Annotated in this window: 19 protein-coding genes; 13 read left to right on the plus strand and 6 right to left on the minus strand. The window is 36.6% G+C overall.

All coding sequences use genetic code 11. The features are described from left to right. Positions 1-217: 217 nt before the first annotated feature. The 6 genes from SJY23_RS10040 to SJY23_RS10065 all read left to right on the plus strand — a co-directional run bounded on the left by SJY23_RS10040 (position 218) and on the right by SJY23_RS10065 (position 6,551). Positions 218-1,738: a hypothetical protein gene (locus SJY23_RS10040; RefSeq protein ID WP_396596226.1), complete on the plus strand. Its 1,521-nt coding sequence runs from the start codon at positions 218-220 to the stop codon at positions 1,736-1,738. 123 nt (positions 1,739-1,861) lie between these two features. Beyond that, the gene (locus tag SJY23_RS10045) at positions 1,862-2,401 is read left to right on the plus strand and encodes a hypothetical protein (protein ID WP_396596227.1); all 540 of its coding nucleotides are present in this window, start codon (positions 1,862-1,864) and stop codon (positions 2,399-2,401) included. A 3-nt stretch (positions 2,402-2,404) separates the two neighbouring features. Further along, the gene (locus SJY23_RS10050) at positions 2,405-3,196 is read left to right on the plus strand and encodes a CsgE family curli-type amyloid fiber assembly protein (protein WP_396596228.1); all 792 of its coding nucleotides are present in this window, start codon (positions 2,405-2,407) and stop codon (positions 3,194-3,196) included. 2 nt (positions 3,197-3,198) lie between these two features. Further along, entirely contained in the window at positions 3,199-3,600 is a 402-nt protein-coding gene (locus SJY23_RS10055; protein ID WP_396596229.1) for a curli assembly protein CsgF, read from the plus strand. Positions 3,601-3,606: 6 nt separating this feature from the next. Continuing rightward, complete coding sequence (locus SJY23_RS10060; protein WP_396596230.1) at positions 3,607-5,040, plus strand: CsgG/HfaB family protein; 1,434 nt, start codon at positions 3,607-3,609, stop codon at positions 5,038-5,040. A 2-nt stretch (positions 5,041-5,042) separates the two neighbouring features. Beyond that, positions 5,043-6,551 (plus strand): carboxypeptidase regulatory-like domain-containing protein, encoded by a 1,509-nt coding sequence (locus tag SJY23_RS10065; RefSeq protein WP_396596231.1) that lies wholly within the window; start codon positions 5,043-5,045, stop codon positions 6,549-6,551. Positions 6,552-6,672: 121 nt separating this feature from the next. Here SJY23_RS10065 and SJY23_RS10070 read toward each other — a convergent pair whose 3' ends face one another. Then, positions 6,673-10,008, minus strand: a complete 3,336-nt coding sequence (locus SJY23_RS10070) for an ankyrin repeat domain-containing protein (RefSeq protein WP_396596232.1) — start codon at positions 10,006-10,008, stop codon at positions 6,673-6,675. Between the two features lie 326 nt (positions 10,009-10,334). Here SJY23_RS10070 and SJY23_RS10075 point away from each other — a divergent pair, with 326 nt between their 5' ends. The 6 genes from SJY23_RS10075 to SJY23_RS10100 all read left to right on the plus strand — a co-directional run bounded on the left by SJY23_RS10075 (position 10,335) and on the right by SJY23_RS10100 (position 16,329). Next, positions 10,335-11,516, plus strand: coding sequence for an AIR synthase related protein (locus SJY23_RS10075; RefSeq protein WP_396596233.1), 1,182 nt, complete (start codon positions 10,335-10,337; stop codon positions 11,514-11,516). 267 nt (positions 11,517-11,783) lie between these two features. Further along, entirely contained in the window at positions 11,784-12,509 is a 726-nt protein-coding gene (locus SJY23_RS10080) for a hypothetical protein (RefSeq protein WP_396596234.1), read from the plus strand. Between the two features lie 247 nt (positions 12,510-12,756). Beyond that, positions 12,757-13,482, plus strand: coding sequence for a hypothetical protein (locus SJY23_RS10085; RefSeq protein ID WP_396596235.1), 726 nt, complete (start codon positions 12,757-12,759; stop codon positions 13,480-13,482). A gap of 104 nt (positions 13,483-13,586) precedes the next feature. Further along, positions 13,587-14,666, plus strand: a complete 1,080-nt coding sequence (gene prfA, locus SJY23_RS10090; RefSeq protein ID WP_396596236.1) for a peptide chain release factor 1 — start codon at positions 13,587-13,589, stop codon at positions 14,664-14,666. A 42-nt stretch (positions 14,667-14,708) separates the two neighbouring features. Further along, positions 14,709-15,530 (plus strand): orotidine-5'-phosphate decarboxylase, encoded by an 822-nt coding sequence (gene pyrF / locus SJY23_RS10095; RefSeq protein ID WP_396596237.1) that lies wholly within the window; start codon positions 14,709-14,711, stop codon positions 15,528-15,530. Position 15,531: 1 nt separating this feature from the next. Further along, positions 15,532-16,329 (plus strand): ABC transporter substrate-binding protein, encoded by a 798-nt coding sequence (locus SJY23_RS10100; protein WP_396596238.1) that lies wholly within the window; start codon positions 15,532-15,534, stop codon positions 16,327-16,329. On the opposite strand, the gene SJY23_RS10105 is transcribed toward SJY23_RS10100, so the two are convergent. The 3 genes from SJY23_RS10105 to purU all read right to left on the minus strand — a co-directional run bounded on the left by SJY23_RS10105 (position 16,309) and on the right by purU (position 18,242). After that, positions 16,309-16,476 carry a Lacal_2735 family protein gene (locus SJY23_RS10105; RefSeq protein WP_013749631.1) on the minus strand — a complete coding sequence of 56 codons (168 nt, stop codon included), beginning with the start codon at positions 16,474-16,476 and terminating at the stop codon, positions 16,309-16,311. The genes SJY23_RS10100 and SJY23_RS10105 overlap by 21 nt on opposite strands. Before the next feature lie 119 nt (positions 16,477-16,595). Beyond that, positions 16,596-17,306, minus strand: coding sequence for a DUF4197 domain-containing protein (locus SJY23_RS10110; RefSeq protein WP_396596239.1), 711 nt, complete (start codon positions 17,304-17,306; stop codon positions 16,596-16,598). Positions 17,307-17,387: 81 nt separating this feature from the next. After that, positions 17,388-18,242: a formyltetrahydrofolate deformylase gene (purU, locus tag SJY23_RS10115; RefSeq protein ID WP_396596240.1), complete on the minus strand. Its 855-nt coding sequence runs from the start codon at positions 18,240-18,242 to the stop codon at positions 17,388-17,390. A gap of 143 nt (positions 18,243-18,385) precedes the next feature. Between purU and SJY23_RS10120 the strand changes: the two genes are divergently transcribed. After that, a complete protein-coding gene (locus tag SJY23_RS10120; protein WP_396596241.1) occupies positions 18,386-21,811 on the plus strand; it encodes a methylmalonyl-CoA mutase family protein in 3,426 nt (1,141 codons plus the stop codon). A 74-nt stretch (positions 21,812-21,885) separates the two neighbouring features. Here the strand turns inward: SJY23_RS10120 and SJY23_RS10125 are convergent, their stop codons facing one another. Both SJY23_RS10125 and SJY23_RS10130 read right to left on the minus strand, forming a co-directional pair. Further along, complete coding sequence (locus SJY23_RS10125) at positions 21,886-22,992, minus strand: two-component regulator propeller domain-containing protein (protein ID WP_396596242.1); 1,107 nt, start codon at positions 22,990-22,992, stop codon at positions 21,886-21,888. Between the two features lie 64 nt (positions 22,993-23,056). Then, positions 23,057-23,638: an ASCH domain-containing protein gene (locus tag SJY23_RS10130; protein ID WP_396596243.1), complete on the minus strand. Its 582-nt coding sequence runs from the start codon at positions 23,636-23,638 to the stop codon at positions 23,057-23,059. Positions 23,639-23,958 lie beyond the last annotated feature (320 nt).

The raw sequence follows: 23,958 nt of genomic DNA on the forward strand, positions 1-23,958 counted from the left end.
GTTTCATCGAAAACAGTAGGTAACTTCTTGGAAGAGAGGTAGATTTTCCTAATTTAGTACTCGTATTACAGCAATTACCTCCCCCCTTTGTAATATGTACTCCCCCGTAATAATAGATTAAAAGACGCACTTGTGATGACAATGACGATGGTTTGTTGTGTCTTATAAATAAGTATTTATTAACCATTTATATAATATTAATTTAAACTCAATTATTATGAAAAAAGTAATTTTTAGTGCCGCGGCACTCATGATCGGAGCGGTTGCTTTGGGGCAGACTACATCTGTGTCATCCGAAGCAGATTTTCAAGGAACACCCTTAACATCACCAATTATCAATACGGCAACTATTGAAAATGCTGATGTAGTAGGTACTGGATCTGCTCCTGGAAATTCAAACACGGGTCACTCTGTACAGAATGCTACTATTCCGGCAGCAGGAAACTCTATGAAAGCACGTCAGGAAGGTGAGAAGAACTCTATCGTAGGTTTTCAAACAGGGGCTTCTAACTTAGTTTCTATGCGTCAAACTGGTAATGTAAACGGTAACGCTGCAGATAGTGGAGAGGCTAACAAAATTTACTCAGAGCAAATAGGTGTTGGAAATGATGGACGCCTTGAGCAACAAGGTGATTTCAATCAAGCTATCTTGGTACAGGATAACACTGCATTTGCAGGTACTTTAGGTAACCGTGCAGACATTCAACAAGGGACAGCAGATCAAGCTGAAAAGAATTTTGCTGCTGTAGATCAATTTGGGGATGATAACGAAGCTAAAGTACTTCAAACATTTGATAACAGTGATGCATTTGTAATTCAAAGTGGAGAGCGTAATGCGGTTGAAATAAACCAACGTGCAGACCCAGAAAATAGCCAAGGTCATGAAGCTTTAGTTGAGCAATTTGGTAATGACAACAGCGCACTTGTTAATCAAAATGCTGATGGTATGAAAGGTCGTAACTATGCACGTGTATTTAGTTTTGGAGACAATAACCAGTCTGAGCAAACACAAACTACAAATAGTAATACTAGAGGAAACACTGCGCTTGTAAATCAAGGTGTAGATGCATCTATAGGTGGCTCGCTTTTTAACTCTGCAGAGTATGCAAACATTGTTGCTATCGATAACGTAATGAATGGTGGTGCAAACCAAGCATCTTCTTACAGCCAAGCGATTCAAGATCAGAAAGGTCATGATAACGTTGCTGAATCTCACCAGTTTGGAGCAGGAACATCTGCAATCAATGGAGATTATACTATGCAAGTTCAAGACGGAGAAGATAACGAAGCTTATGCTTTTCAAAATGCTTATGGAACTGCTACAGGTAGAGGTAATAGCGCAGATACTTTTCAGCAGGGAGATGATAACTACGTAGCTACGGGTCAAAATGGTCGTAACAACGATGTAGTGGTTTCTCAAATGGGAAGTGATAACAGTGCTATTGGAACTCAAAGAGGTAGAGACCATGTAATGGATTTACGTCAAAATGGTGATCATAACGCGATAGAGGCTTCTCAAAGAGGATTAGGTAACTCTATGGTTATCACACAGAATGGTGGACACAGCTGGCATGCAGATCAGGATGTTCCTGGTGGACTTCCTAATGGAGGAAACTCTCTAGATGTTATCCAAACAGGTCCTACTGGGGCACTAGGTACTGCCGCACAAACAGCACAGTCTGTTGGTAGAGCTGGCTTTACTGGACTTGCTGCACCAAGATCAGGATCTGGACTATAATAGTCTGTCTTTGATAGAAGAGATATTTATTGAGAAGTTTTATAACTATCTCAATATTCTTGAAGCAATGGACATACTCTATAGTATGTCCATTGTTTTCTTTAATTATTAAACTATTTAGCTATGAAAAATAAAATTAGAAATGGATTTTTTATTCTTTTATTGAGCTTGGCATATTCAATAACAGCACAGACTTATTCTGATGATTCTGAAACTCTTGTGAATGCAGATTTAGTAAAAAATAATACGATAACAACGTCAGCTGCTCTGCAAAGTTTTGGAATAAGCAATCAAAAGAATAATAGAAGTAATTCACTTCAAGGGAACACAATTTTTTTACAGCAAGTAGGTGCACTAAATAGCGCAGATATCTTTATTACATCCAATGCGAGTGAATTAAACATTAATCAAAATGGAGCTGAAAATAATGTGACATTAGGGTATAATGTTAAAACCGCTATTGTAGATATAAGCCAAGAAGGATTTAGAAATATAGCATTTGACTTTGTGAATGATCCTACTGCAAATGTCTCTTTAGAGTTGACACAAACTGGTGATAATTTATTTTTTCAGAGAGAAGGTACTAATTCCGTTATTGAATCTCTTCAATTTAATCAAACATCGGCATCACCGTCTATAATTGTAAAAAGTACAGGTAATTAAGGTTTGTTTCTTAAAGCAGATAAAAGATTTATGCTAAGAAAGTTGGGGTTTATTTTGCTGTATTTGAATTGTTCTTATGCAACCGCGCAATATTATAATAAAGATATAGCAGCGTCCATAAGAATAAATAAGAATAGCGAATTTATTCAATTTGTCGCCTTAAGCGAGAATCTAACAGATTTAGAACTAGCATTAGAATATGAGTTTAGTATTTATGAAACCAATAGTGATGGAACTATATCTAGAAATAGTGATAGACAGCGCTACGTAACTCGTGGTAAAGAAAAAAAATTATTACAGACATTGAATTTGTCTAATTCAGTAACTAATAAGGTAGTGCTTACACTCTTTATTTATGATAAAGATGGTAAACCTATTGGAAAGGATAGAGTTGAATTATTAAACGGGAGTCAGTCTGATATTGACATACAAGAAATCAATTTAATTTCATCTGCACAAGAAGAAGCAAAGCCACAAGATGGTTTTATACTAGAGGGATTATTGATAAAGAAATTTATCACAAAATCAGGTAAAGATTTTTATAGAGAGTTTTATAATAATTATCTCTTAAAAAATATAAAGACTGATAAAAATATTTATTTCACAGAAGGCCCAGTGCCAGGAAGACAGAGATCGACATTGATAACTGTAAAAGTGGAGAATACATTAGTATTACAATTTTTCACTAGACCAAATAATGCGTTTTTGAAAGAAATGGCATTAGCGGCTCTAGAAAGGGTTATAAGACAATTGCAGAACTTACAAAGTGCTGCGGAACAATTAAAAGATAATTAATAATGAGAATTTTTTGTTTTCTAGTTTTAGTTGCAGCAAGTAGCTTTTCATATGCTCAACAATTTAGTTATAAACCTATCAATCCATTTTTTGGTGGTGATACTTTTAACTATCAACAGCTTATAACGTCTGCAACAGCACAAAATAGCTTGACAGCTCCACTTGAAGAAGTTAAGGAGCAGTCAGAATTAGAACAATTTGGAAAACAATTAAGTCAAGATTTGTTAAATACAATTAATAGTCAGCTTGCTCAGCAACGGCTAGATAACTTGAATATAACAGAAGAGGGTACTTTCACTTTTGGAAACTTAAATGTAGAAGTTTTTGAAACATTTGATGGATTAGTTATCAATATACTAGACACAACTAATGGTGAAGAAACCCAAATTATTGTTCCAAATTAATTCTTTATGAAAAATGTTTCAAGACTTGCAATAGTTGTTAGTTTCCTGATTTTCAATTCTTGCGGTGCTTACTTTAATCAAAAATTTGATCAACAACCTGCTAGGGTTGGTGAATACTCAAAATCTACAAGCAAACTCTTAGATTTGCCAGAGGCAGCTCAACCTGTTGAGGTTGCGGTGTATAACTTTAGTGACCAAACTGGTCAATACAAAGCTGTTGAAAATGGGAGTACCTTTAGCACGGCAGTTACTCAAGGATCAACATCCATTTTAATTAAGGCATTAGAAGATTCTGGATGGTTTAAACCCATAGAGAGAGAAAATCTTAGTAATCTCTATACAGAACGAAATATTATTAGGAATACTAAAAAGGAGTACATAAAAAATCTTAATCCTAATGAACCACCTTTACCAGCATTATTATATGCAGGCCTTTTACTTGAGGGAGGTATTATTTCTTATGACACAAATATCGTTACTGGAGGATTGGGTGTTCGTTATTTTGGAGTAGGAGCATCAGCTAAATATCGACAAGATAGGATCACAGTATATCTTAGAGCAGTGTCTACTAGTAATGGAGAAATACTAAAAACAATCTATGTATCAAAAACAATACTTTCTCAAGCACTAGATGCCAACTTTTTTAGGTTTGTTAAGTTTCAACGTTTGCTAGAGGCAGAAACGGGAATTACCCAAAACGAACCTGTACAAATTGCAGTAAAGGATGCTATAGAGAAAGCTGTACACGATTTAATTCTTGAAGGAATTATAGACGAGTACTGGAGTTCAAAAGAAGGTAGAGAAACTAATAAGAGAATAGTAGATCAATATCTAGAAGAAAAGAGTATTGAAGAAGGGACTGGATTATATGATAGACTATTTGTGGATAATGAGTACAAAAATAAAATAGGCATATCGGCAGGGGTAAATCTTATAGATGGGGATTTACAACCTAAAAAGTTAGGTTTTTTAGTTAAAGCGAATTATGAAAGAGCAATAACGGAGAAATTCGGTTTAGGACTTACGGGAAGTATTTTTGAGCTTAATAATGGAGATGCTTTCTCTAACATTATGGGAAGTATTGAACTTAATACAGAAATTCAACTATTACCAAACGATGATCTCGCTCCCTATGTTTTTGGAGGACCCGGCTTAGTTGTCGACCTAGTAGACTCATCTACAGATGGTAAAAGTTTTGGTAGCATTTTTGGGAAATTACAATACGGAGGAGGTATTCATTATAAATTATCACCAAGGTTAACTTTTGACGTTTTCGCCGAACATAACATCATGCTCACGGATAAGTTAGATAATATTAGCCAAGGTAGAAGAGATGATTTTTACTTCAATTTTGGTTTTGGAATTAGCTACGGTTTTAATTTTAGGGGAGCTAAAAAGGATGATAATATTGAGATTACTGAGGAATTTAAAAATCAATAACAATGAGAAATTTACATACAAGCATATTACTTTTTGTTTTTATAACAGCAATGGCATCCTGTTCTGAAGATACTATTGAGGCAGAAAAAAGAGGAAGCGTAAGTGGTACAGTTATAAGCGAAGAAAATAACGAACCTCTTGATAATGTAAAGATTACTACTAATCCTGCAAGTAATACCACTTTTACAGATGTTGACGGTACATTTTTATTAGAAAATGTATCTGTTGGTAATTACTCTGTGCAGGCTGATTTAGATTTGTACACTACTGCGTTTGAGGCAGTAGAGGTGTTAGAGAGTCAAACATCTTCTGTAGCATTTGATTTAAGGCTTGCTGGAGATGAAAATGATGCACCCTCAGTGCCAGAATTAATATTTCCAAGTGATGGAGATGAAGATTTACCTCTTGAAATCACTTTTGCTTGGAATTCTGATGATACAGAAGAGGATGATATTTTTTACACATTACAGCTGAGAAATGGTACAACTAATGAAGTGGAAGAAGTTGATATTACAAATGACACTACAGCGACAGTCAGTAATTTGAATTTATCAACCATTTATTTTTGGCAGGTTTCTGCAAAAGATGAATTTAATGAAGAAGTAATATCTCCTATTAGTGCTTTTTCAACTTTTGATGCAGAGGACAATGAATTTTTGTTTGTAAAGAGAATAGATGGTAATAATGTTATTTATTCTGGAGCTAGAGACGATACAGACGAGACAGATGTTAACGTTTTACCTTTAACAAATAGCAGTACTAACAGCTTTACGCCAAAACGTAATAATGATGTCAATAAAATTGCATTTTTACGTAATGTAGGTGGTGATACACACATTTTTACCATGGATATTTCTGGTGTAAATCAAACTCAAGTCACTAGTCTTATTCCTGTTGCTGGTTTTCGACAAGAAAATCTGCAATATACTTGGGTTAACAATGGAGAACGATTATTGTACACTAATTTCAATAAATTACTCACTATTGATAATGATGGAGGTGGGAATGTAGTAATTTACTCAGCATCGGATAATGCGATTATATCTGAAGTAGCAATACCTGTTTTTAATAGTAATATGGCAATACTTAAAACAAACGATGTAAATGGTTATTCCGTAAGAATTTTTGCTATTTCACTTACTACGGGCGCAGAACTTTTTGAAGTTGCTTCTGGATTTGGTGGAGGATTTTCTGGACTAGACATTGATGCAAACGGTACAAAAATTATCTACTCTAGAGACATCGATCAATCTGAAAATCCAAACTATAGAGTTTTTAATAGTCGAATTTTTGAATATAATGTTACCACTGGTGCTACGCAGCAAATTATTACAGACGTAGCGGCAGGCCAAAATGATTTATTCCCATCATACTCTCCTAGTGAAGGTCAAATTATTTTTACAAGGGTAAATAATAATTCTGGAGCCATACCGTCGATATATGTTACAGATGTAGGAACAGAAGGCGATACTGAGTTGTTTACAAATTCTCTTATGCCAGATTGGGAGTAGAAAAGAATAGCAATAACAGGTCATTAATTAATGTAGTTTATAAATAAACTCACAGGAATTTTATACGAAAGAGCGCATTTATATAAATGCGCTCTTCTTATTTACTTAATATTCTTTCTATCTATTTCGCTCGCATTGCTTTCTTAAAAGCGCTTCTTGTAATTTTATTTAATGCGTAGTCAATAGGCTTTTTATCTTTTTCGTTTCGGTGATTGGGATCAGCTCCATTTTCCAGTAAAAGTTCAATTATATCAAGTGCATATTCGTTTTGACTAGCTAGAATGTGTAAAGCATTATCCCCCGCGTGATCTTCAATGTTAACTTGCGCGCCCAGCTCAATGAGGTTTTTCATGATTAATTTACTGTCTACATTTAATGATCTACTTACAGTGTGTATAGGGTAACTACCATTAGTAAATGCAATATTCAAATCAACCTCTGGACGGTTTAAAAGCATTAATACCCCTTCGGTAAAGTAATAATCTATAGCTATTCTCAAATGTTCTTGATCACATTTCGCCCCACTTTGTAATAATATTTTAAGCGAACCTATCATTTTATAGCGGATTGCATCTTCAATAGCAAGGGTTGGGTTTGCTCCATTAGATAATAATCTTTTTAGCACGGTTAAGTTTCCTTTGCGGGCTGCGCTGCGAATGAATTCATCGCCTTCCAAACTAGAAACATGATCCATCAATAATAAAATGAGAGGTTCGTTTTTAGTTTCCATTGCATTTGCTAGTGCTTCATTTGCTTTTGCACCGCTGTCTAATAAGGAATTTACTATTTCAATATTTTGAGTTTCTGTTGCGTTAAGTAAGGCGTTGTCAAGGTTAATGCCACCTTGATTCACAAGTAACTCAACAAGACCTAGGTTTTCATTTGTAATTGCCGACTCAATAAGAAGTGGGTCTGTGGTATCTGCTCCCATAGAGATTAAATACTGACTGATTGTTTTGTTTTCTATAGTTATTGCTTTATTGATTCCTTTACTAGGATTACTATTATTAGAAACCAAGAGTTTTACCATGTCAACATTTTCACCAGCTACGGCGAGCGGCAATAAATTATCAACATTCATATCTTCTTTTTTTATAGCAATCACAGACTCTGCAAATGGAAGGTTATTTTCCTTAATTGCTGCTGTCATAGCTACATCTGGGTTTCCTTCATATAGGTTAAGTACATCATTAAATAATTCAGCATCATCTTTTTGAGCAGCATAAAATAGTGCGCTATCGGGCTGTGCCTTATTGTTAAGTGCTACTTGGATAGCTTTTTTATTCTCCTTTTTAATAGCATACTCTAAAAGTTCAGAGGCATTCCCTCCATTTTTAAGTGAGATGTCTAGAATTTCAAAATTATTGTTGTCTGTTGCTGTATTGGGGATTTTATTACTGGTTATACTTGCATTCTTATTGATAAAGTATTTGAATAACTCTGTGTTGTCTAGCATTGATGAGACTTTGAGGGTGTTTTCATTTGCTTCAGTTACAGGTATGATTATGTTTTTAAGCTCGTTATTGCCATTTCTTAAAGCGCTATCTAGAAGTGATGCATCTGCAGTTGCGCCTAGTGTCGTAAATTTTTCAGCGAGATCAGCATCATTGTTCTTTACGGCTAGAGCCAGTTCTTTTTTGCCCGCTTCAAACGCGTCAAAATCAACGCTCATTAAAGCTTTTACAGATGGGTAGTGATAGGTTTCTAAAGCAAATGATAAATCATTATTAACTGGGGTAGCACCTTCCCTCAATAGTGCATAAATGATAGGGTCACTTTGATAAGCAACCGCTTTGTAAATCATATTATTCTTAAAAGGAGCACCTCTTTCCAAAAGGATTAATATCTTCTGTTCATCAAAGTATTCTTTAAGAAATAGTAATTCTAGGTCTTCGCTACTTGGTATCAATCCTTTGTCTAACACATAATTTAATATTTCTGAAGACTGTTTTGAGGTAATGATAGCGGCGATTAAACCTGGAATCCTTCTAGTTGCATTATGAGTTAATAAAATTTTCATGCGTGCTAGGTCACCTATACTTGCAGCTCTTACTATTTCTGTTTGTAATGCGGTATTGTAATGCTGTCCGCTATTTTCTAATAATTTTTTCTCTTTCTCAAGAGATAGTACGTAAGTAACTTCGTAAATATCTCCATCTATAGTAGTTATCTCTACATCTTTGTAAATATCCTTAGTTAGTGCTTCTTTGTAAAAAGTCTTTGCTTTTTCGGGTCCAGAAACTCTCAAACGCTTACGTTCTTTGCTTTTTACTAGTTTTTTTGTGTCATCCCATACACTAACATATCCTCTTTCTAAATCCTCAGGTTTTACTGTAATAAGTACCTGCTTATTGAGTTTTATTTCCTCGTCAGTAATTAGAGTTTCCAGTCGTATACCTCCGCGATCTATAAGTGGGGCTGTACGTAACATAGCCTCATCTTTTGAAAACCCTCCAAAGAATAAATCACCAGTGTAAGCATGCTCGTCACTTGATGTAGCGCCAGCACTTTTTTTTATTAATTTATCTATAGACTGTTTAAATCGCAATGAGTACTTCGTAAAATATTGAGAAGATTGCGGGGCGTGTAATTGTTTTTTTGAGCCGTTAATCGCTAGTTCAATAACACTATCTAGTAGTTGTATTCTCTTTTCCTTATCCTGAAGGTCTTGAAAGTCAACTTTTTTGAGCGCTATTGTCCAAGGTTCTAATGAGACATCAATTGCGGTGACATTATTTTCTAAGGTAGTTTGCCAGTCTGTAAACCATTGTTTGCTGGTATCACCGCCCCGAGTAAATAAACTTCCAGAGCCAGTCGTGATGTATGGATTTCTATTTTTTTGGGATTGATGAGACGTTTTAATCTCTTCAATTACTTTTTCTTTAAATTGATTCTGGTCATAAGGCGAGTATATAAAGTCATCATTTGTAATTAAATTTCTTTTCAAAAAAGTACCTCCTAAAGTAACTTCATGTGCATAATGTGTACCGTATCGATCTATAAATCCCTCAGGAGTAATATCACGGCCTAATCTTTTAAAATCTTCAACCATGGCACTATCTAGTATGGTAGAACCTGCAGTGACGAGTGTGTTTTTTGATAAAGGCACCTGTTTTTTAGTGTAAACTAATAGGGTTTTGTTTCCTTTATCGTTATTAAAACCTTTATAGTGTGCTTTACTATTTAGCGCTTGATAAGGTTTTGACAGCGCATCTGCATTTAAAATTTGTTTTTCAAAATCATATGGAGACGTTATAAAATGAAAACTTTCTGTAGGTCTAGCGTTTATAGAAGTGCGCCGTGTGTTTCCCCTAATTAGTTGTTTGCCCTTTGATGATGACAGCCAGTCTAGAGCGTCAACATACCGTATGTCAAAACCTTGACCTATAAGGTTAGGTAATTGTTTTTGCTGGCATAATATGGGGTTATTTAAAATTAATAGGAATAGGGGGAGCATAAAATATTCCTTTCGGAAAAAGCGTGTAGTCTCCAAAGGCTTAGATGTTAGTTATTTAAAATGGTCAATAAGTAACTAAAATACCCATAAAAAGGATAAGAAAAAATTCAATTAGATTAAGTTGTAAATAACTGGATTAAAGAGGTTTTGAGGTGAAATGTTTGTAAGAAATAACTGATTTTTAATGGTTTTTATCACGCTTTCGCGAAAGCGTAATTATAAAATTAAACACATAAGTAATTATTTTATAAGCTTGATCAAACTGTTTGTAAATCAATTTTAAAGCCCATTATATAATCCCTATTTTTGCGGAGTAAAATTTATAGATGAGCCAAGAAATTTCTAAACGATACGCACAACGCGGTGTCTCTGCAGGTAAGGAAGATGTACATAACGCTATAAAAAATGTAGATAAGGGGTTATTTCCTAAAGCATTTTGCAAGATTGTGCCAGATGCACTTACGGGTGATGATGATTACTGTCTTGTAATGCATGCAGATGGTGCTGGGACAAAGTCTGCTCTAGCATATATGTACTGGAAAGAAACGGGTGATATCTCAGTGTGGAAAGGTATCGCTCAAGATGCTCTTATTATGAATATAGATGATTTGTTATGTGTGGGTGCGACAGACCATATCATGTTATCATCAACAATAGGACGTAATAAGAATGTGATTCCTGGTGAGGTTATTTCGGCCATAATTAATGGGTCAGAAGAACTTTTGGCAGAGTTGAAATCTTACGGTGTGACCATTCACTCTACAGGCGGAGAAACGGCAGATGTAGGTGATCTTGTACGCACAATTATTGTAGATTCAACGGTTACCGCTCGTATGAAGCGTAGCGATGTTATTGATAATGCAAACATATGTCCCGGAGATGTTATTGTAGGTCTTTCATCTAGCGGTCAAGCGACCTATGAAAAAGAATACAATGGAGGTATGGGAAGTAATGGACTTACTTCTGCACGTCATGATGTGTTTGACAAGTACTTAGCCCAGAAATATCCAGAAAGTTTTGATGCAGCAGTGCCAGAAGATCTTGTGTATAGTGGTTCAAAAAAGCTTACAGACGCAGTGCCTAGTAGCCCGCTAGATGCAGGTAAACTCGTGCTTTCTCCTACAAGAACTTATGCGCCGATAATTAAAGATATTTTATCTAAATATAACTCAGACAGTATACACGGTATGGTGCACTGTAGTGGAGGTGCTCAAACAAAAATATTACACTTTGTTGAGGACTTGCATATTATAAAAGATAATCTATTTGAAACTCCACCACTCTTTAAGCTTATACAAGAGGAAAGCGGTACAGACTGGAAAGAGATGTATCAAGTGTTTAATATGGGACATCGCATGGAGATTTACTGCCCTCAAGAGGTGGCCGAAGATATTATGAAGATCTCAACTTCTTATAATGTTGATGCGCAAATAGTAGGTAAGGTAGAAGCTTCTACAAGTGGAAAGAGACTTACAATACATAGCGATAAAGGAACTTTTACTTATTAAGATATACTTTATATCGCGCTCTGAAAAGAAGATGATTTTAATCGCAAAAAGAGGTCTGTATTTTTTATAGGCTTTTTTTAATTCTAGAAAAGAAAGCGTTAACCTTTATTTAGCACAGTATAATAATTTGTAATTGGGAAAGTTAGCTATTGTTTTTAGGTTTTTTTTATGATTAAAGTAATCCGTTGGCCATAGTTTTTTCGTATATTTTTCATCCCAAGTCAAATGTTTAATTAGCTACCCCTAATAAGTCAAAGAGCTATCCGTATGGAGAAAATTACATCAGCAATAAAGTTTAGGAGATTGCCATTAATTATTGGTTTTGCAATATTGATTAATGTGATTGCCGTTATCACCTCAGATTTAGAAATAATGAGGGTGGTGCGCTTGATCACTATAGGAATATATATCGCTTACTATTTTTTACGCGCATCCCAAAAGAGTTTTATTGTGATTGCAATACTATTAAGTTTAATGGCAAGGGATATAGCCGTTATGTTTTATGAAACTAATCTGGGGCATAAAATGTACCTTATACTTGGTGTAATCGCTTATGCAACTATTTGTTTAGAGCGGGGAGATATACTCAAAGTTATAAGCAGAGATAAAAGCGCTTTGATTTTTACTTTAGTATTTATTGTGCTTAATACATTTGCTCTTAATGAAATAACAAAACTAGTGAGTATTGGATTTCAAGGTCCCTTCGAGCCATATCTCTTTTATGTTTATGGTGTATTTATGATTGTTTTTGGTGCAACAGCGATAATATATAATCAAGTCTATAACAGTAACAGATCACTAGCTTACATTTTATTTATGATAAGTTTTCTTACCAGTGATGTCACCTCTTTATTTGCGTATTATTTTGGGTATGAGATGCTTCTTTATGTAGATCGTGTAGCTTATGCCGTAGGCTTAGGTCTATTTTCTTATACCATCACAGCAACTAGCAGTCAGATTGAAGAGGCAGAGCAATATGATATGTTATCTTAGGTAATACAATATCTACCTGTTCGTTTTTTAATTAAATACCTCAAATTTAACCGTAGTACCTTTAATAAAAAATCCCTGACAGCAGTTGTAATTGTATAGTTGCAATTAGTAAATATCTTGATTTAAGATACTTAGGTTTACTGTTTTTTGTTAAAATCAATTATTTACGGTGGTTATAATTTTACTTTTGCTTACTTTTATTAACAAGTAAAATGCTTTTAGTATCCCCCCAACTAACAATTGACTAATGCAATTTTCATTACGCAAAGCAGATAATTATTTACCATTAATCACCGTAGGTCTTATACTTCTAAATATTCTGTCTGTTTATTCAGGGCAGTATGTTTATCTCTTAAGGTATATGCCACTTTTTACAGTATTAGTCTTTCTCATTTACTACATAATCAAAGCACCTCGTGTTAGGTTTATCGTGATTGCAATTCTTGTAATGCTATCGATGCGAGAATTTTCGGTTTTCTACTACTATAAAAATTTTGGGCAGATAGCCTACATTCTTTTGGGTTGTGTGACGTATAGCCTTATCATTATTAAACGGCTAGATATGTTCCAGACATTTTTAAAAGACAGGGTAGCCATAATACTTACTTTAGTCTTTATTGGTCTTAACCTATTTATTCTTAATGAACTAATCTCTCAGGTAAAAGCGAGTTATGAAGGATCTTTCCAGTCTGGTCTTGTTTTTCTTTTTGGAGTTATTATAAGTTTGCTGGGAGCAATAGCAGTTTTATATAATCAAGTTGTTAATAGTGATAGATCATTAGCATTCCTATTCTTTGTTTTTTGCTTTATTTTTTCTGATGTCGCCTCTCTTTTGGGCTATTATTATGGAATTAATTTTTTCTACTATATTGATTTTGTCTCTGCCGCATTAGGCTTGGCATTTTTTACATATACAGTTTTAGATGTTGTAAATAATGAAGATGAAAACAATGAACTTACTCAATCCTATTAATTGTTCTAACTTTTTTTGCTTTCGCGAAAGCGTATATAGACCTCCATTAACCTTTTATTCCTTGTTTAAATTATCGTAAATTCGCTACTTATTAGAGAAAGTAGATGTTAGAAAAATTACAGATAGTAAAACAGCGTTTTGATGAGGTAAGTGACCTAATCATACAGCCAGATATTATAACAGATCAAAAGCGCTACGTGCAGCTCAACAAGGAGTATAGTGATCTTAAGGCACTGATGGAAGTGCGCGATGAATATATAGAGCTTACAGATAATCTTAAAGAAGCCGAAGAAATCATAGCAGATGGCAGCGATGCCGAAATGGTCGATATGGCCAAAATGCAATATGAAGAAGCAAAAACTGGTATTCCTGAACTTGAGGAAAAAATCAGAATGATGCTTATCCCAAAAGATCCAGAAGATGCCAAAAACGTCGTAGTAGAAATACGTGCGGGTACTGGTGGAGACGAGGCAAGTATCTTTGCAGGAGATTTGTATAGAATGTACACTAAATATGTAGATAGCGTGCCTGGCTGGAAACACAGTACGGTAGACTACTCAGAAGGTACTTCTGGAGGATTTAAAGAAATCCAGTTTGAAATTACAGGGCAAGATGTGTATGGTACAATGAAGTTTGAGGCAGGAGTACACCGTGTACAACGTGTGCCTCAGACAGAAACTCAAGGGCGTGTACACACTAGTGCAGCTACAGTAATGGTACTTCCAGAAGCCGAAGAGTTTGATGTACAAATAGAACCTAAAGATGTACGTGTAGACTTTTTCTGTTCATCAGGACCAGGAGGGCAGTCTGTAAACACAACCTACTCAGCAGTACGATTAACGCACATTCCTACAGGTCTTGTAGCACAGTGTCAAGATCAAAAATCACAACACAAAAACAAAGAGAAAGCCTTTAAGGTACTACGCTCACGCCTGTATGATCTTGAACTTGCAAAAAAGCAAGAAGAAGATGCTGCAAAGCGTAACTCTCAAGTAAGTAGTGGTGACCGTAGTGCTAAGATTCGTACGTATAACTATCCTCAAGGACGTGTGACTGATCACAGAATAGGTTTAACACTATATGATTTACAAAATATTGTAAATGGTGATATTCAAAAAATTCTTGAGGAATTGAGACTTGTAGAAAACACAGAGAAACTCAAATTTACAGAAGGAGAATTATAGCATAACGGAGCTGATTATTATCTAGACCAGAAACAAGCAAAAATGAAAACAGCTGATTTAATTACTCAGATTAAAAAGAAGCAATCTTTTTTAATAGTTGGTCTCGATACAGATCTTGATAAAATACCTGAGCACTTATTAAAAGAGGAAGATCCCATCTTTGCTTTTAATAAAGCAATTATAGATGCCACTCAAGATTTATGTGTGGGGTACAAACCTAACACTGCCTTTTATGAGGCTTACGGTATCAAAGGATGGCAGGCGCTAGAGAAAACCATTAATTATATCAACGAGAAATACCCTGAGCAATTCACTATTGCAGATGCAAAACGTGGAGATATAGGGAACACTTCTACAAGATATGCTAAGGCATTTTTTGAAGATCTCAATTTTGACTCTGTTACTGTTGCTCCATACATGGGTAAAGACTCTGTAGAGCCTTTTTTAGCTTTTGATGATAAGCACACGATATTGCTTGCTCTTACTTCAAATAAAGGAGCATTCGATTTTCAAACTAAGGAAATCGATGGTAAAGAAGTTTACAAGCACGTACTTGAAACGTCAAAGTCATATACAAATAGTGAGCAGCTTATGTATGTAGTAGGAGCGACAAAAGCAGCGTATCTCACAGATATACGTGCAATCATTCCAGAAGCTTTCTTACTAGTACCAGGAGTAGGAGCCCAAGGAGGTAGCTTACGTGAAGTATGTAAATATGGAATGACTGAAGATATAGGTCTTCTAGTTAACTCTTCTCGAGGTATTATCTATAATTCTCAAGGAGAAGACTTCGCAATTGCTGCGCGCAATGTTGCACAGCAAATGCAAGAAGAGATGAGTGAGCTCATTTTGGAACATATTTAGTATGCATATCACTGATCAAATAGGCACTCGTCTAGCTTTTGATCGTACACCACAACGTATTGTATCATTAGTACCTAGTCAGACAGAACTCTTAGTTAACCTAGGGTTAGAAGATCACATTGTAGGTGTAACAAAGTTTTGTGTTCATCCGCTGCACTTGCGTGGGGAGAAAGAAGTAGTAGGCGGTACGAAGCAAGTAGATTTTGCAAAAATAACTGCTCTGCAGCCAGATATTATTCTTTGTAATAAAGAAGAAAACACCAAAGAGATTGTAGAGCGTCTTCAAGCAATTACTTCTGTACATACATCAGACATTATAACCGTTCAAGAATCTCTTGAGCTTATACTTCAGTACGGAGTAATTTTTAAAAAAGAGAAAGAAGCGCAACAACTAGCTACAGCTATTACAAAAGAGCGTACTGATTTTTTGAAGGAAATGAAGAAATCTACTCAAAATAGTGTAGGCTACTTTATCTGGAAAGAACCAATGATGGTTGCTGGTGGAGATACTTTTATAAACACACTATTAGAAGAAGCTGGTTTTACAAATGCTTTTACTTCTGTAGAGGGTAGATACCCAGAGGTCCAAGCAAAACAGCTAGTTGACCTTGATTACATCTTCTTATCATCAGAGCCTTTTCCATTTAAGGAAGAACATATCGCATTATTCAAAAAAAATACCACTGCTAGAGTGGTATTAGTAGACGGTGAGTATTTCTCTTGGTATGGGAGTAGGCTTCTTAATGCATACGCATACTTTAGAGATTTACGATCTCAACTAGAATTGCAAGAACTTTAGTTTAGAATCTAGTTGTAGGGCTTCAAAGGTAAGTACATCGCTCTGTTCATGATCTGTGTACTTTAGATTGTAAGCTTCTTCAACAAGTTTTTTGTGTTTGCGCTCCATATAGGTCTTAATGCGCTGGTGCTTATATTGAGAATTCATAGTACAATTAGTTAATTTGGGGTTAAACTTATTTTCTATTAATAAATGTATTAAAAAAAAACCGAACCAAACTATTGTAACTGCATAAAAATCAAGTAATTAATGTAGGATTAATCTTGTTAATCTTGTAATGCAAACACGCGCTTAAGCAAATCTGTAGTTCTACTTTGTGTTTTTGTTCTTATTTCTTTTTCCTCAACAGCGATCATTGTGTAGACACCTTGTAGCGCTTGTTGCGTTACATAATCTGTAAGGTCTGGATTTACATTATTTGTAAGAGGTAAGTCATTATACTTTGTGATGAGGTTAGTCCAGATTTGATCTGCGCCTACTTTGGCAAAGCTATTTTTAATTACAGGGTTGAATTTATTATATAATGCCGTGTTTGTTTTTCCTTCTAGATATTGAGTTGCCGCATTATCTGTTCCCAGTAAAATGGTGCGTACATCGTTAAAGGTAATTTGCTTCACCGCGTCTACAAAGATAGGTGTAGCCTCACTTACCGCATCTTCGGCAGCGCGGTTTAGGGCTTTTATACCTTCATCTGCAAGACTTCCTAAGCCTATTGCTCTTAGTGTTTTATCTACTTTTTGTAACTCTTCTGGTAATAAGATTTTTACCAACTCATTTTTATAAAAACCATCTGTAGAGGTAAGCTTTGTTACTTGCTTATCAATCCCAAAATCTAATGCCTGCTTAAGACCACTACCTATCATCTGGTTGCTTATTCCAGAAGTTCCAGATTCTGTAGGTAAACTATCTATAACGCCTTGTAATTCGGCGCAAGAAATGAGTGAAAATAAAACGAGTACAGCGATGATCTTTTTCATAATAATGTCATTTAAGTATTGTGGTAAATATAATTGATAATTACGCTTTCGCGAAAGCGTAACCCAGCTTATTCATTTATTTTATGTAAAAATTATCGTCTTATTGCCATACACAAAGCATTTATGCTGTGCGTGTAATTTTATAGCTCTTGAGAGTACGATTTTCTCCAGGTCCCTACCTTTTGCAATGAGGTCTGGAATGGTGTGGCTGTGGGTTACACGTATGGTGTCTTGCTCGATGATGGGACCTGCATCTAGTTCTTCTGTGACGTAGTGGCTGGTGGTGCCTATAATTTTTACACCGCGAGCAAAGGCCGCGTGATAAGGTTTTGCACCTACAAAGGCAGGTAAGAAAGAGTGGTGTATGTTTATAATGCGATGCGGAAATTCATTTATTACCGTAGGCGTTACGATTTGCATATAGCGAGCTAGTACAATAAAGTCTACTTGATGTGCTTTGAGTAGTTTAAGCTGTTCTTGCTCTGCAGCAGCTTTTGTGTCTTTTGTCACTGGGATGTGATAAAATGGGATGTCAAAATTTGCCGCAATATGAGCGAGATCACTATGGTTGCTTATGATAAAAGGGATGTCTACGTTAAGCTCTCCAGCGTTGTAGCGGCCTAGTATATCATAGAGGCAGTGATCATATTTTGACACAAAAATGGCCATTTTGAGTTTTTGTGTAGCAGGATAAAGTTGCCATTGCATCTCAAAGGGAGTTGCCAGCTTTTCTTTAAAAGCTGTTTTAAACTGTGCAGTGCTAAAAGATGGATTTGTAAAAACACACTCAAGGCGCATAAAAAATACATTTGCCACCGCATCTACGTGCTGATCTATATAGGTGGTGTTTCCTTCATTTTCTAAAATGAAATTAGTCACCGAGGCGATAATTCCCTTTTGGTCTTTGCAGTGTATAAGTAAGGTAAGATGTGCCATAAGCTTGATTTTCTTACCTCTAAATTGCACATATTATAACGCAAATCACATATAAACTTTCTTTTTTGTGTAATTCATATTCAACTCGCTTTATTATTGAATATTACGTAAATTTACATCGTTATACATACTTAAAATTACAAATGGAACAAGCCACTCCTTATACTCCTAAGCATAAAGTTAGAATAGTAACTGCTGCTTCCCTTTTTGACGGACACGATGCCGCGATAAATATTATGCGCCGTATTATACAAAGTACCGGTGTAGAGGTAATACATTTAGGTCACGACCGCAGTGTAGAAGAAGTAGTAAATACTGCCATACAAGAAGATGCAAATGCCATTGCAATGACCTCTTATCAAGGAGGGCACAATGAGTATTTTAAATATATGTACGACCTTCTTAAAGAGAAAGGTGCGGGGCATATTAAAATCTTCGGTGGTGGAGGTGGTGTGATACTTCCAGAAGAGATTAAGGAGCTTATGGATTACGGGATTACCCGTATCTACTCTCCAGATGATGGCCGTGCGATGGGATTACAAGGAATGATTAATGACCTTGTACAGCAGTCTGATTATGCCATAGGAGATAAGCTAGATAATCAAGCGTCTCAACTTAGTGATAAAGTACCTACGGCTATAGCTAGAGTAATCTCTGCTGCCGAAAACTTTCCAGAGGTTGCAAAAGATACGCTTGATGCAATTCATAAAAAGAATGCATCTTCACTTACACCCGTACTTGGTATTACTGGTACTGGAGGCGCAGGTAAATCTTCACTAGTAGATGAGCTGGTGCGTAGATTTCTTATCGATTTTCCAGAGAAGACCATTGGTCTTATTTCTGTAGATCCTTCTAAGCGTAAAACGGGCGGAGCCTTACTAGGTGACCGTATCCGTATGAATGCGATTAACAATGAGCGTGTGTATATGCGCTCGCTGGCTACGAGACAGAGTAACCTCGCACTATCTAAGTATGTAGGCGAAGCCATAGAAGTTCTTAAAGCAGCAGAGTATGATTTAATCATCCTTGAGACATCAGGTATTGGGCAGTCAGATACAGAGATACTAGAGCATAGCGATGTGTCGCTTTATGTGATGACACCAGAATTTGGTGCAGCTACGCAGCTCGAGAAAATAGATATGCTAGACTTTGCAGATCTCGTTGCGATAAACAAATTTGACAAGCGTGGATCGCTAGATGCGCTACGTGATGTTAAGAAACAATATATGCGCAACAATAACTTGTGGGATACACCGCAAGATGAGTTGCCAGTTTTTGGAACCATTGCAAGCCAGTTTAACGACCCAGGGATGAACACGCTTTACAAGCGTATAATGGAAAAGGTAAACACGGTAAACGAGGCAGATCTTACGAGTACTTTTGAGATAAGCCAGGAGATGAGTGAGAAGATCTTTGTAATACCTCCAGCGCGTACACGTTACCTGAGCGAGATTGCAGAGAGTAATAGAGGGTATGACGCTTTCGCGAAAGCGCAACAAGAAACAGCACAACGTCTCTACGGAATATTTAAAACCATCGAGACCATAGCAGGAGTTACTCCAGCACTTGACAAAGCAGGTTTACAAATCACAGACTTTGCCGCCGAAACTACCGAAGAAGATAAAGATCTTGTCAAGTTGTTGCTGGCACAGTTTGACCGTAAAAAAATGGATCTCGATCCGTACAACTGGGAGATTATTACCGGTTGGGACGAGAAAGTAAATAGATACAAAGCGCCTGTGTATACCTTTAAGGTAAGAGACAAGGAGATTAAAATCCCTACGCACAGTGCCTCATTGTCACATACAGAAATACCTAAGGTAGCCTTGCCAAAGTATCAAGCTTGGGGAGATATCTTAATCTGGTGTTTACAAGAAAATGTACCGGGAGAATTCCCATACACTGCGGGACTCTATCCTTTTAAACGTACGGGAGAAGATCCTACACGTATGTTTGCAGGAGAAGGAGGACCAGAGCGCACAAACAAGCGTTTTCACTACGTGAGTTTAGGAATGCCAGCTAAGCGATTAAGTACCGCTTTTGACTCGGTAACTTTATATGGTAACGATCCAGGTCACCGTCCAGATATTTATGGTAAGATAGGTAACGCGGGAGTGAGTATTTGTTGTCTTGATGATGCAAAGAAATTGTACTCTGGTTTTGACTTAAGTCACGCAATGACCTCTGTAAGTATGACCATAAACGGACCTGCACCTATGTTGCTAGGTTTCTTTATGAATGCCGCTATAGATCAAAACTGTGAGAAGTACATAAAAGAAAACGGACTAGAAGCAGAGGTAGAAGCAAAGATTGCAGCTATCTATAAAGGAAAAACACGTCCAGCATACCAAGGCGATCTTCCAGAAGGAAATGATGGTCTAGGGTTAATGTTACTAGGCGTAACAGGTGACCAAGTACTCCCAGCAGACGTGTATAACCGCATAAAAGTAGAGACACTTACACAAGTGCGTGGTACAGTACAAGCAGATATTCTTAAAGAAGATCAAGCGCAGAATACGTGTATCTTCTCTACAGAGTTTGCACTGCGCTTAATGGGTGATGTACAAGAGTACTTTATCGAGCAAAAAGTGCGTAACTTCTATAGTGTGTCTATCTCTGGATATCACATTGCAGAGGCAGGAGCAAACCCTATCACGCAACTTGCACTTACATTATCTAACGGATTTACGTATGTAGAGTACTACCTAAGCCGTGGGATGGATATCAATAAATTTGGTCCTAACTTATCGTTCTTTTTCTCAAACGGAATCGATCCAGAATATGCGGTCATAGGTCGTGTTGCTCGTAAGATTTGGGCAAAAGCAATGAAGGAGAAGTATAAAGCAAACTCACGTGCACAAATGCTTAAGTATCACATCCAGACATCTGGGCGTAGTTTACACGCACAAGAGATTGATTTTAACGACATACGTACAACCTTGCAAGCCTTGTATGCGATTTATGATAACTGTAACTCGCTACACACAAATGCTTATGATGAGGCTATCACAACGCCTACAGAAGAGAGTGTACGTCGTGCGATGGCAATACAGCTTATTATCAATAAAGAGCTAGGACTTACTAAAAATGAAAACCCAATACAGGGATCATTTATTATAGAAGAACTTACAGAGCTTGTAGAAGAAGCAGTCTTACTAGAATTTGACAGAATCACAGAACGTGGTGGTGTACTAGGAGCGATGGAGACAATGTACCAGCGTTCTAAAATACAAGAAGAAAGCTTGTATTATGAAACGCTTAAGCATAACGGTGAGTTCCCTATTATCGGAGTAAACACCTTCTTGAGTTCAAAAGGAAGTCCAACAGTACGCCCAGCAGAAGTAATTAGAGCAACCGAAGAGGAGAAGCAATATCAAATCGAAATGCTAGAAAACCTCCACAAGGAAAAAGCAGATAAGATAGAAGCAGAGCTTGCAAAAATTCAAGATGCAGCGATTAATAACCGCAACATTTTTGAAGAACTTATGGAAGCAACTAAGGTTTGCTCACTAGGACAAATCACAAGTGCGCTCTTTGAAGTAGGAGGGCAGTACAGACGTAATATGTAATATTACGAGATAATAATTATTTAAAAAGGCGACCGTATGGTCGCCTTTTTTGTTTTTGAGTAATCTTGACCTGCTCAATCCTTCCACGGGCCACTTTCTGTAACGGGTATGATCCTATCACCTTTTAATCTAGAAAGCCCTTGATATCCACCTAGCCAGATGGTACCTGTAGCATCCTCATATATAGTCTGGATAGCATTGCTTTGCAAGCCATCGTCTTCATTATAGTTGGTAAAGCTATTTCCATCGTATATGTATACCCCAGCATTTTCGGCAGGAAACCAGATGTTTCCTTTTGAGTCTTCAAAAATACTCCACACTTCTTCTCCTGTAATTGCTCCATCTGTAGTAAAGTTTGTAAACTTAGTTCCATCATAACGGCTCACGCCTTTATGGTGTGTTGCAAACCAGATATTGCCTGTGCGGTCTTCTAGCATATCATTCACATTATTACCTGCGAGACCATCTTTGGAGCTTAAGGTATCTAGCGTATTGCCATCCCATATAAAAGCACCACCATTTGAGGCAAACCAAAGCTGTCCTTTTGTATCCTCCATTATGCTATGCACAATGGTCGTACTTGAGACACCACGAGAATTATCTACGCTGGTTTCTGGTAGCGGGAAAGGAGTAAAAGTTGTTCCGTCATAGGTGTTTATGCCACTCACAGCGCCTATCCATAAGATTCCTTTTGAATCTAGTAACATACTCCAGATATTATTTCCTGTGAGTCCCTGCGCTTCTGCGTAGTTTTTAAAAGAAGGTGTGTCGGTAGTTGAAGTGGTATTCAAATCATAGCTTACCAGACCTCGATTGGTCCCAAACCAGATGGTACCATTCTTATCCTCCAGAATTGCTCGCACTGCCTCGCCATTAAAACCGTCGTCTATAGAAAAGTAGTCTACGCTCGTTCCATTATATCTTATCACGCCATCACCATTAGTTCCCATCCATAAGCTACCTTGCGAATCTTGAAAGATCCTGCGTATAAATTGGCTTAATGGAGGAGGAGCCAGATCAATTGCACCAGGGCCCATGATTGTTTTAGTAGCTGAGGTGGTATCGCTCAAGGCGAAATGGGGAGCTTCATCTACAACAGGGGTTTGTATAGCTTCTTTACAAGAAATGCTAAGCAGTAGCACTATATAAAATACAATCAAAGTAATTCTGCCGAAGGTCATAGCGATATTTTTAAGTGTGGATACTTAAAAGTAAACTATTCAAATCAATTAGTAAGTGAGATGATTACTGATTGTCTTTTGTCCAGATAGTCTCAAAAGTTTCACACACAATGAGCATACTATCTATGGTCTTCACTCCGCTTTCCTTGGTGTAACTCTCAAAAAACGCTTGATGTGCTTTTTCCCATTGTCCAAGAGCATTGAATGCTGTTCCCATATCTAGGATAGCATAGGCTTTTGAAATATCATTATAAGCCACCGTATCAACGGTTTTAGTTTTTATAATTGCCTGCGCTTTTCCTTCAAAGTTTGTAATTATTTGTAAATCTTCCGCCTGTGGTAGATCTACGCCATATTTCTTGTACAAGAAATATAAACTAGATGAAGCTTGCTTTTTACCTAGCACCGTAAGCCCTGCGAGCCGATTTGCATCTTCCTTATTATCGTGAAAAAAGTCAGCATTGGGTTGTGGCTCGTTTGCATATTCTGAATGCGCCTGTTTAAAATCTCGCCACATAGCCGAAACACTGCTGTCTATATGCTCCTGCGTTTGTTCTTCTTGCAGTGAGGCCGTAACCTTTCGAGTAGGAGCCTCATTCTTGCAACCAATAGAAATCAATAAAAGAAGTGTGATTGCAATTTTCATGAGTTTGTTTTTAGAAGTACGCTTTCGCGAAAATGTAAAGAGCTGAAAGAAAGAGCAAAAAATAAATAATTATAGTATCAAATAAGTTATTGTAGACTGCCTTTGTCATTATTAAATCAGGAAGACCCTACGGTGAGAATTATAGATCAAAATTAGCTTAAAAGAATGTACTGAGTGTAGCCGAAGTAGGCTTTTTTTAACTCAGTTCTTTGTTGTGTGTAATTTTTTATTCCGTCATCCATTTTATCAAATCTTTTTCGTTTACAATAGCCCAAGAATGTGGATTTCTTTCTCCATTTGCTCTATAGCCTTTGTTCTCT

The organism is Dokdonia sp. R86516, assembly GCF_044596715.1.
Taxonomy (GTDB): Bacteria; Bacteroidota; Bacteroidia; order Flavobacteriales; family Flavobacteriaceae; genus Dokdonia.

What these genes read in the sequence shown, in the direction of transcription:
- SJY23_RS10040 (WP_396596226.1), top strand. Translation starts at nt 218, where the DNA reads ATGAAAAAAGTAATTTTTAGTGCCGCGGCACTCATGATCGGAGCGGTT.
- SJY23_RS10045 (WP_396596227.1), top strand. Translation starts at nt 1,862, where the DNA reads ATGAAAAATAAAATTAGAAATGGATTTTTTATTCTTTTATTGAGCTTG.
- SJY23_RS10055 (WP_396596229.1), top strand. Translation starts at nt 3,199, where the DNA reads ATGAGAATTTTTTGTTTTCTAGTTTTAGTTGCAGCAAGTAGCTTTTCA.
- SJY23_RS10060 (WP_396596230.1), top strand. Translation starts at nt 3,607, where the DNA reads ATGAAAAATGTTTCAAGACTTGCAATAGTTGTTAGTTTCCTGATTTTC.
- SJY23_RS10065 (WP_396596231.1), top strand. Translation starts at nt 5,043, where the DNA reads ATGAGAAATTTACATACAAGCATATTACTTTTTGTTTTTATAACAGCA.
- SJY23_RS10070 (WP_396596232.1), bottom strand. Translation starts at nt 10,008, where the DNA reads ATGCTCCCCCTATTCCTATTAATTTTAAATAACCCCATATTATGCCAG.
- SJY23_RS10075 (WP_396596233.1), top strand. Translation starts at nt 10,335, where the DNA reads ATGAGCCAAGAAATTTCTAAACGATACGCACAACGCGGTGTCTCTGCA.
- SJY23_RS10080 (WP_396596234.1), top strand. Translation starts at nt 11,784, where the DNA reads ATGGAGAAAATTACATCAGCAATAAAGTTTAGGAGATTGCCATTAATT.
- SJY23_RS10085 (WP_396596235.1), top strand. Translation starts at nt 12,757, where the DNA reads ATGCAATTTTCATTACGCAAAGCAGATAATTATTTACCATTAATCACC.
- prfA (WP_396596236.1), top strand. Translation starts at nt 13,587, where the DNA reads ATGTTAGAAAAATTACAGATAGTAAAACAGCGTTTTGATGAGGTAAGT.
- pyrF (WP_396596237.1), top strand. Translation starts at nt 14,709, where the DNA reads ATGAAAACAGCTGATTTAATTACTCAGATTAAAAAGAAGCAATCTTTT.
- SJY23_RS10100 (WP_396596238.1), top strand. Translation starts at nt 15,532, where the DNA reads ATGCATATCACTGATCAAATAGGCACTCGTCTAGCTTTTGATCGTACA.
- SJY23_RS10105 (WP_013749631.1), bottom strand. Translation starts at nt 16,476, where the DNA reads ATGAATTCTCAATATAAGCACCAGCGCATTAAGACCTATATGGAGCGC.
- SJY23_RS10110 (WP_396596239.1), bottom strand. Translation starts at nt 17,306, where the DNA reads ATGAAAAAGATCATCGCTGTACTCGTTTTATTTTCACTCATTTCTTGC.
- purU (WP_396596240.1), bottom strand. Translation starts at nt 18,242, where the DNA reads ATGGCACATCTTACCTTACTTATACACTGCAAAGACCAAAAGGGAATT.
- SJY23_RS10120 (WP_396596241.1), top strand. Translation starts at nt 18,386, where the DNA reads ATGGAACAAGCCACTCCTTATACTCCTAAGCATAAAGTTAGAATAGTA.
- SJY23_RS10125 (WP_396596242.1), bottom strand. Translation starts at nt 22,992, where the DNA reads ATGACCTTCGGCAGAATTACTTTGATTGTATTTTATATAGTGCTACTG.
- SJY23_RS10130 (WP_396596243.1), bottom strand. Translation starts at nt 23,638, where the DNA reads ATGAAAATTGCAATCACACTTCTTTTATTGATTTCTATTGGTTGCAAG.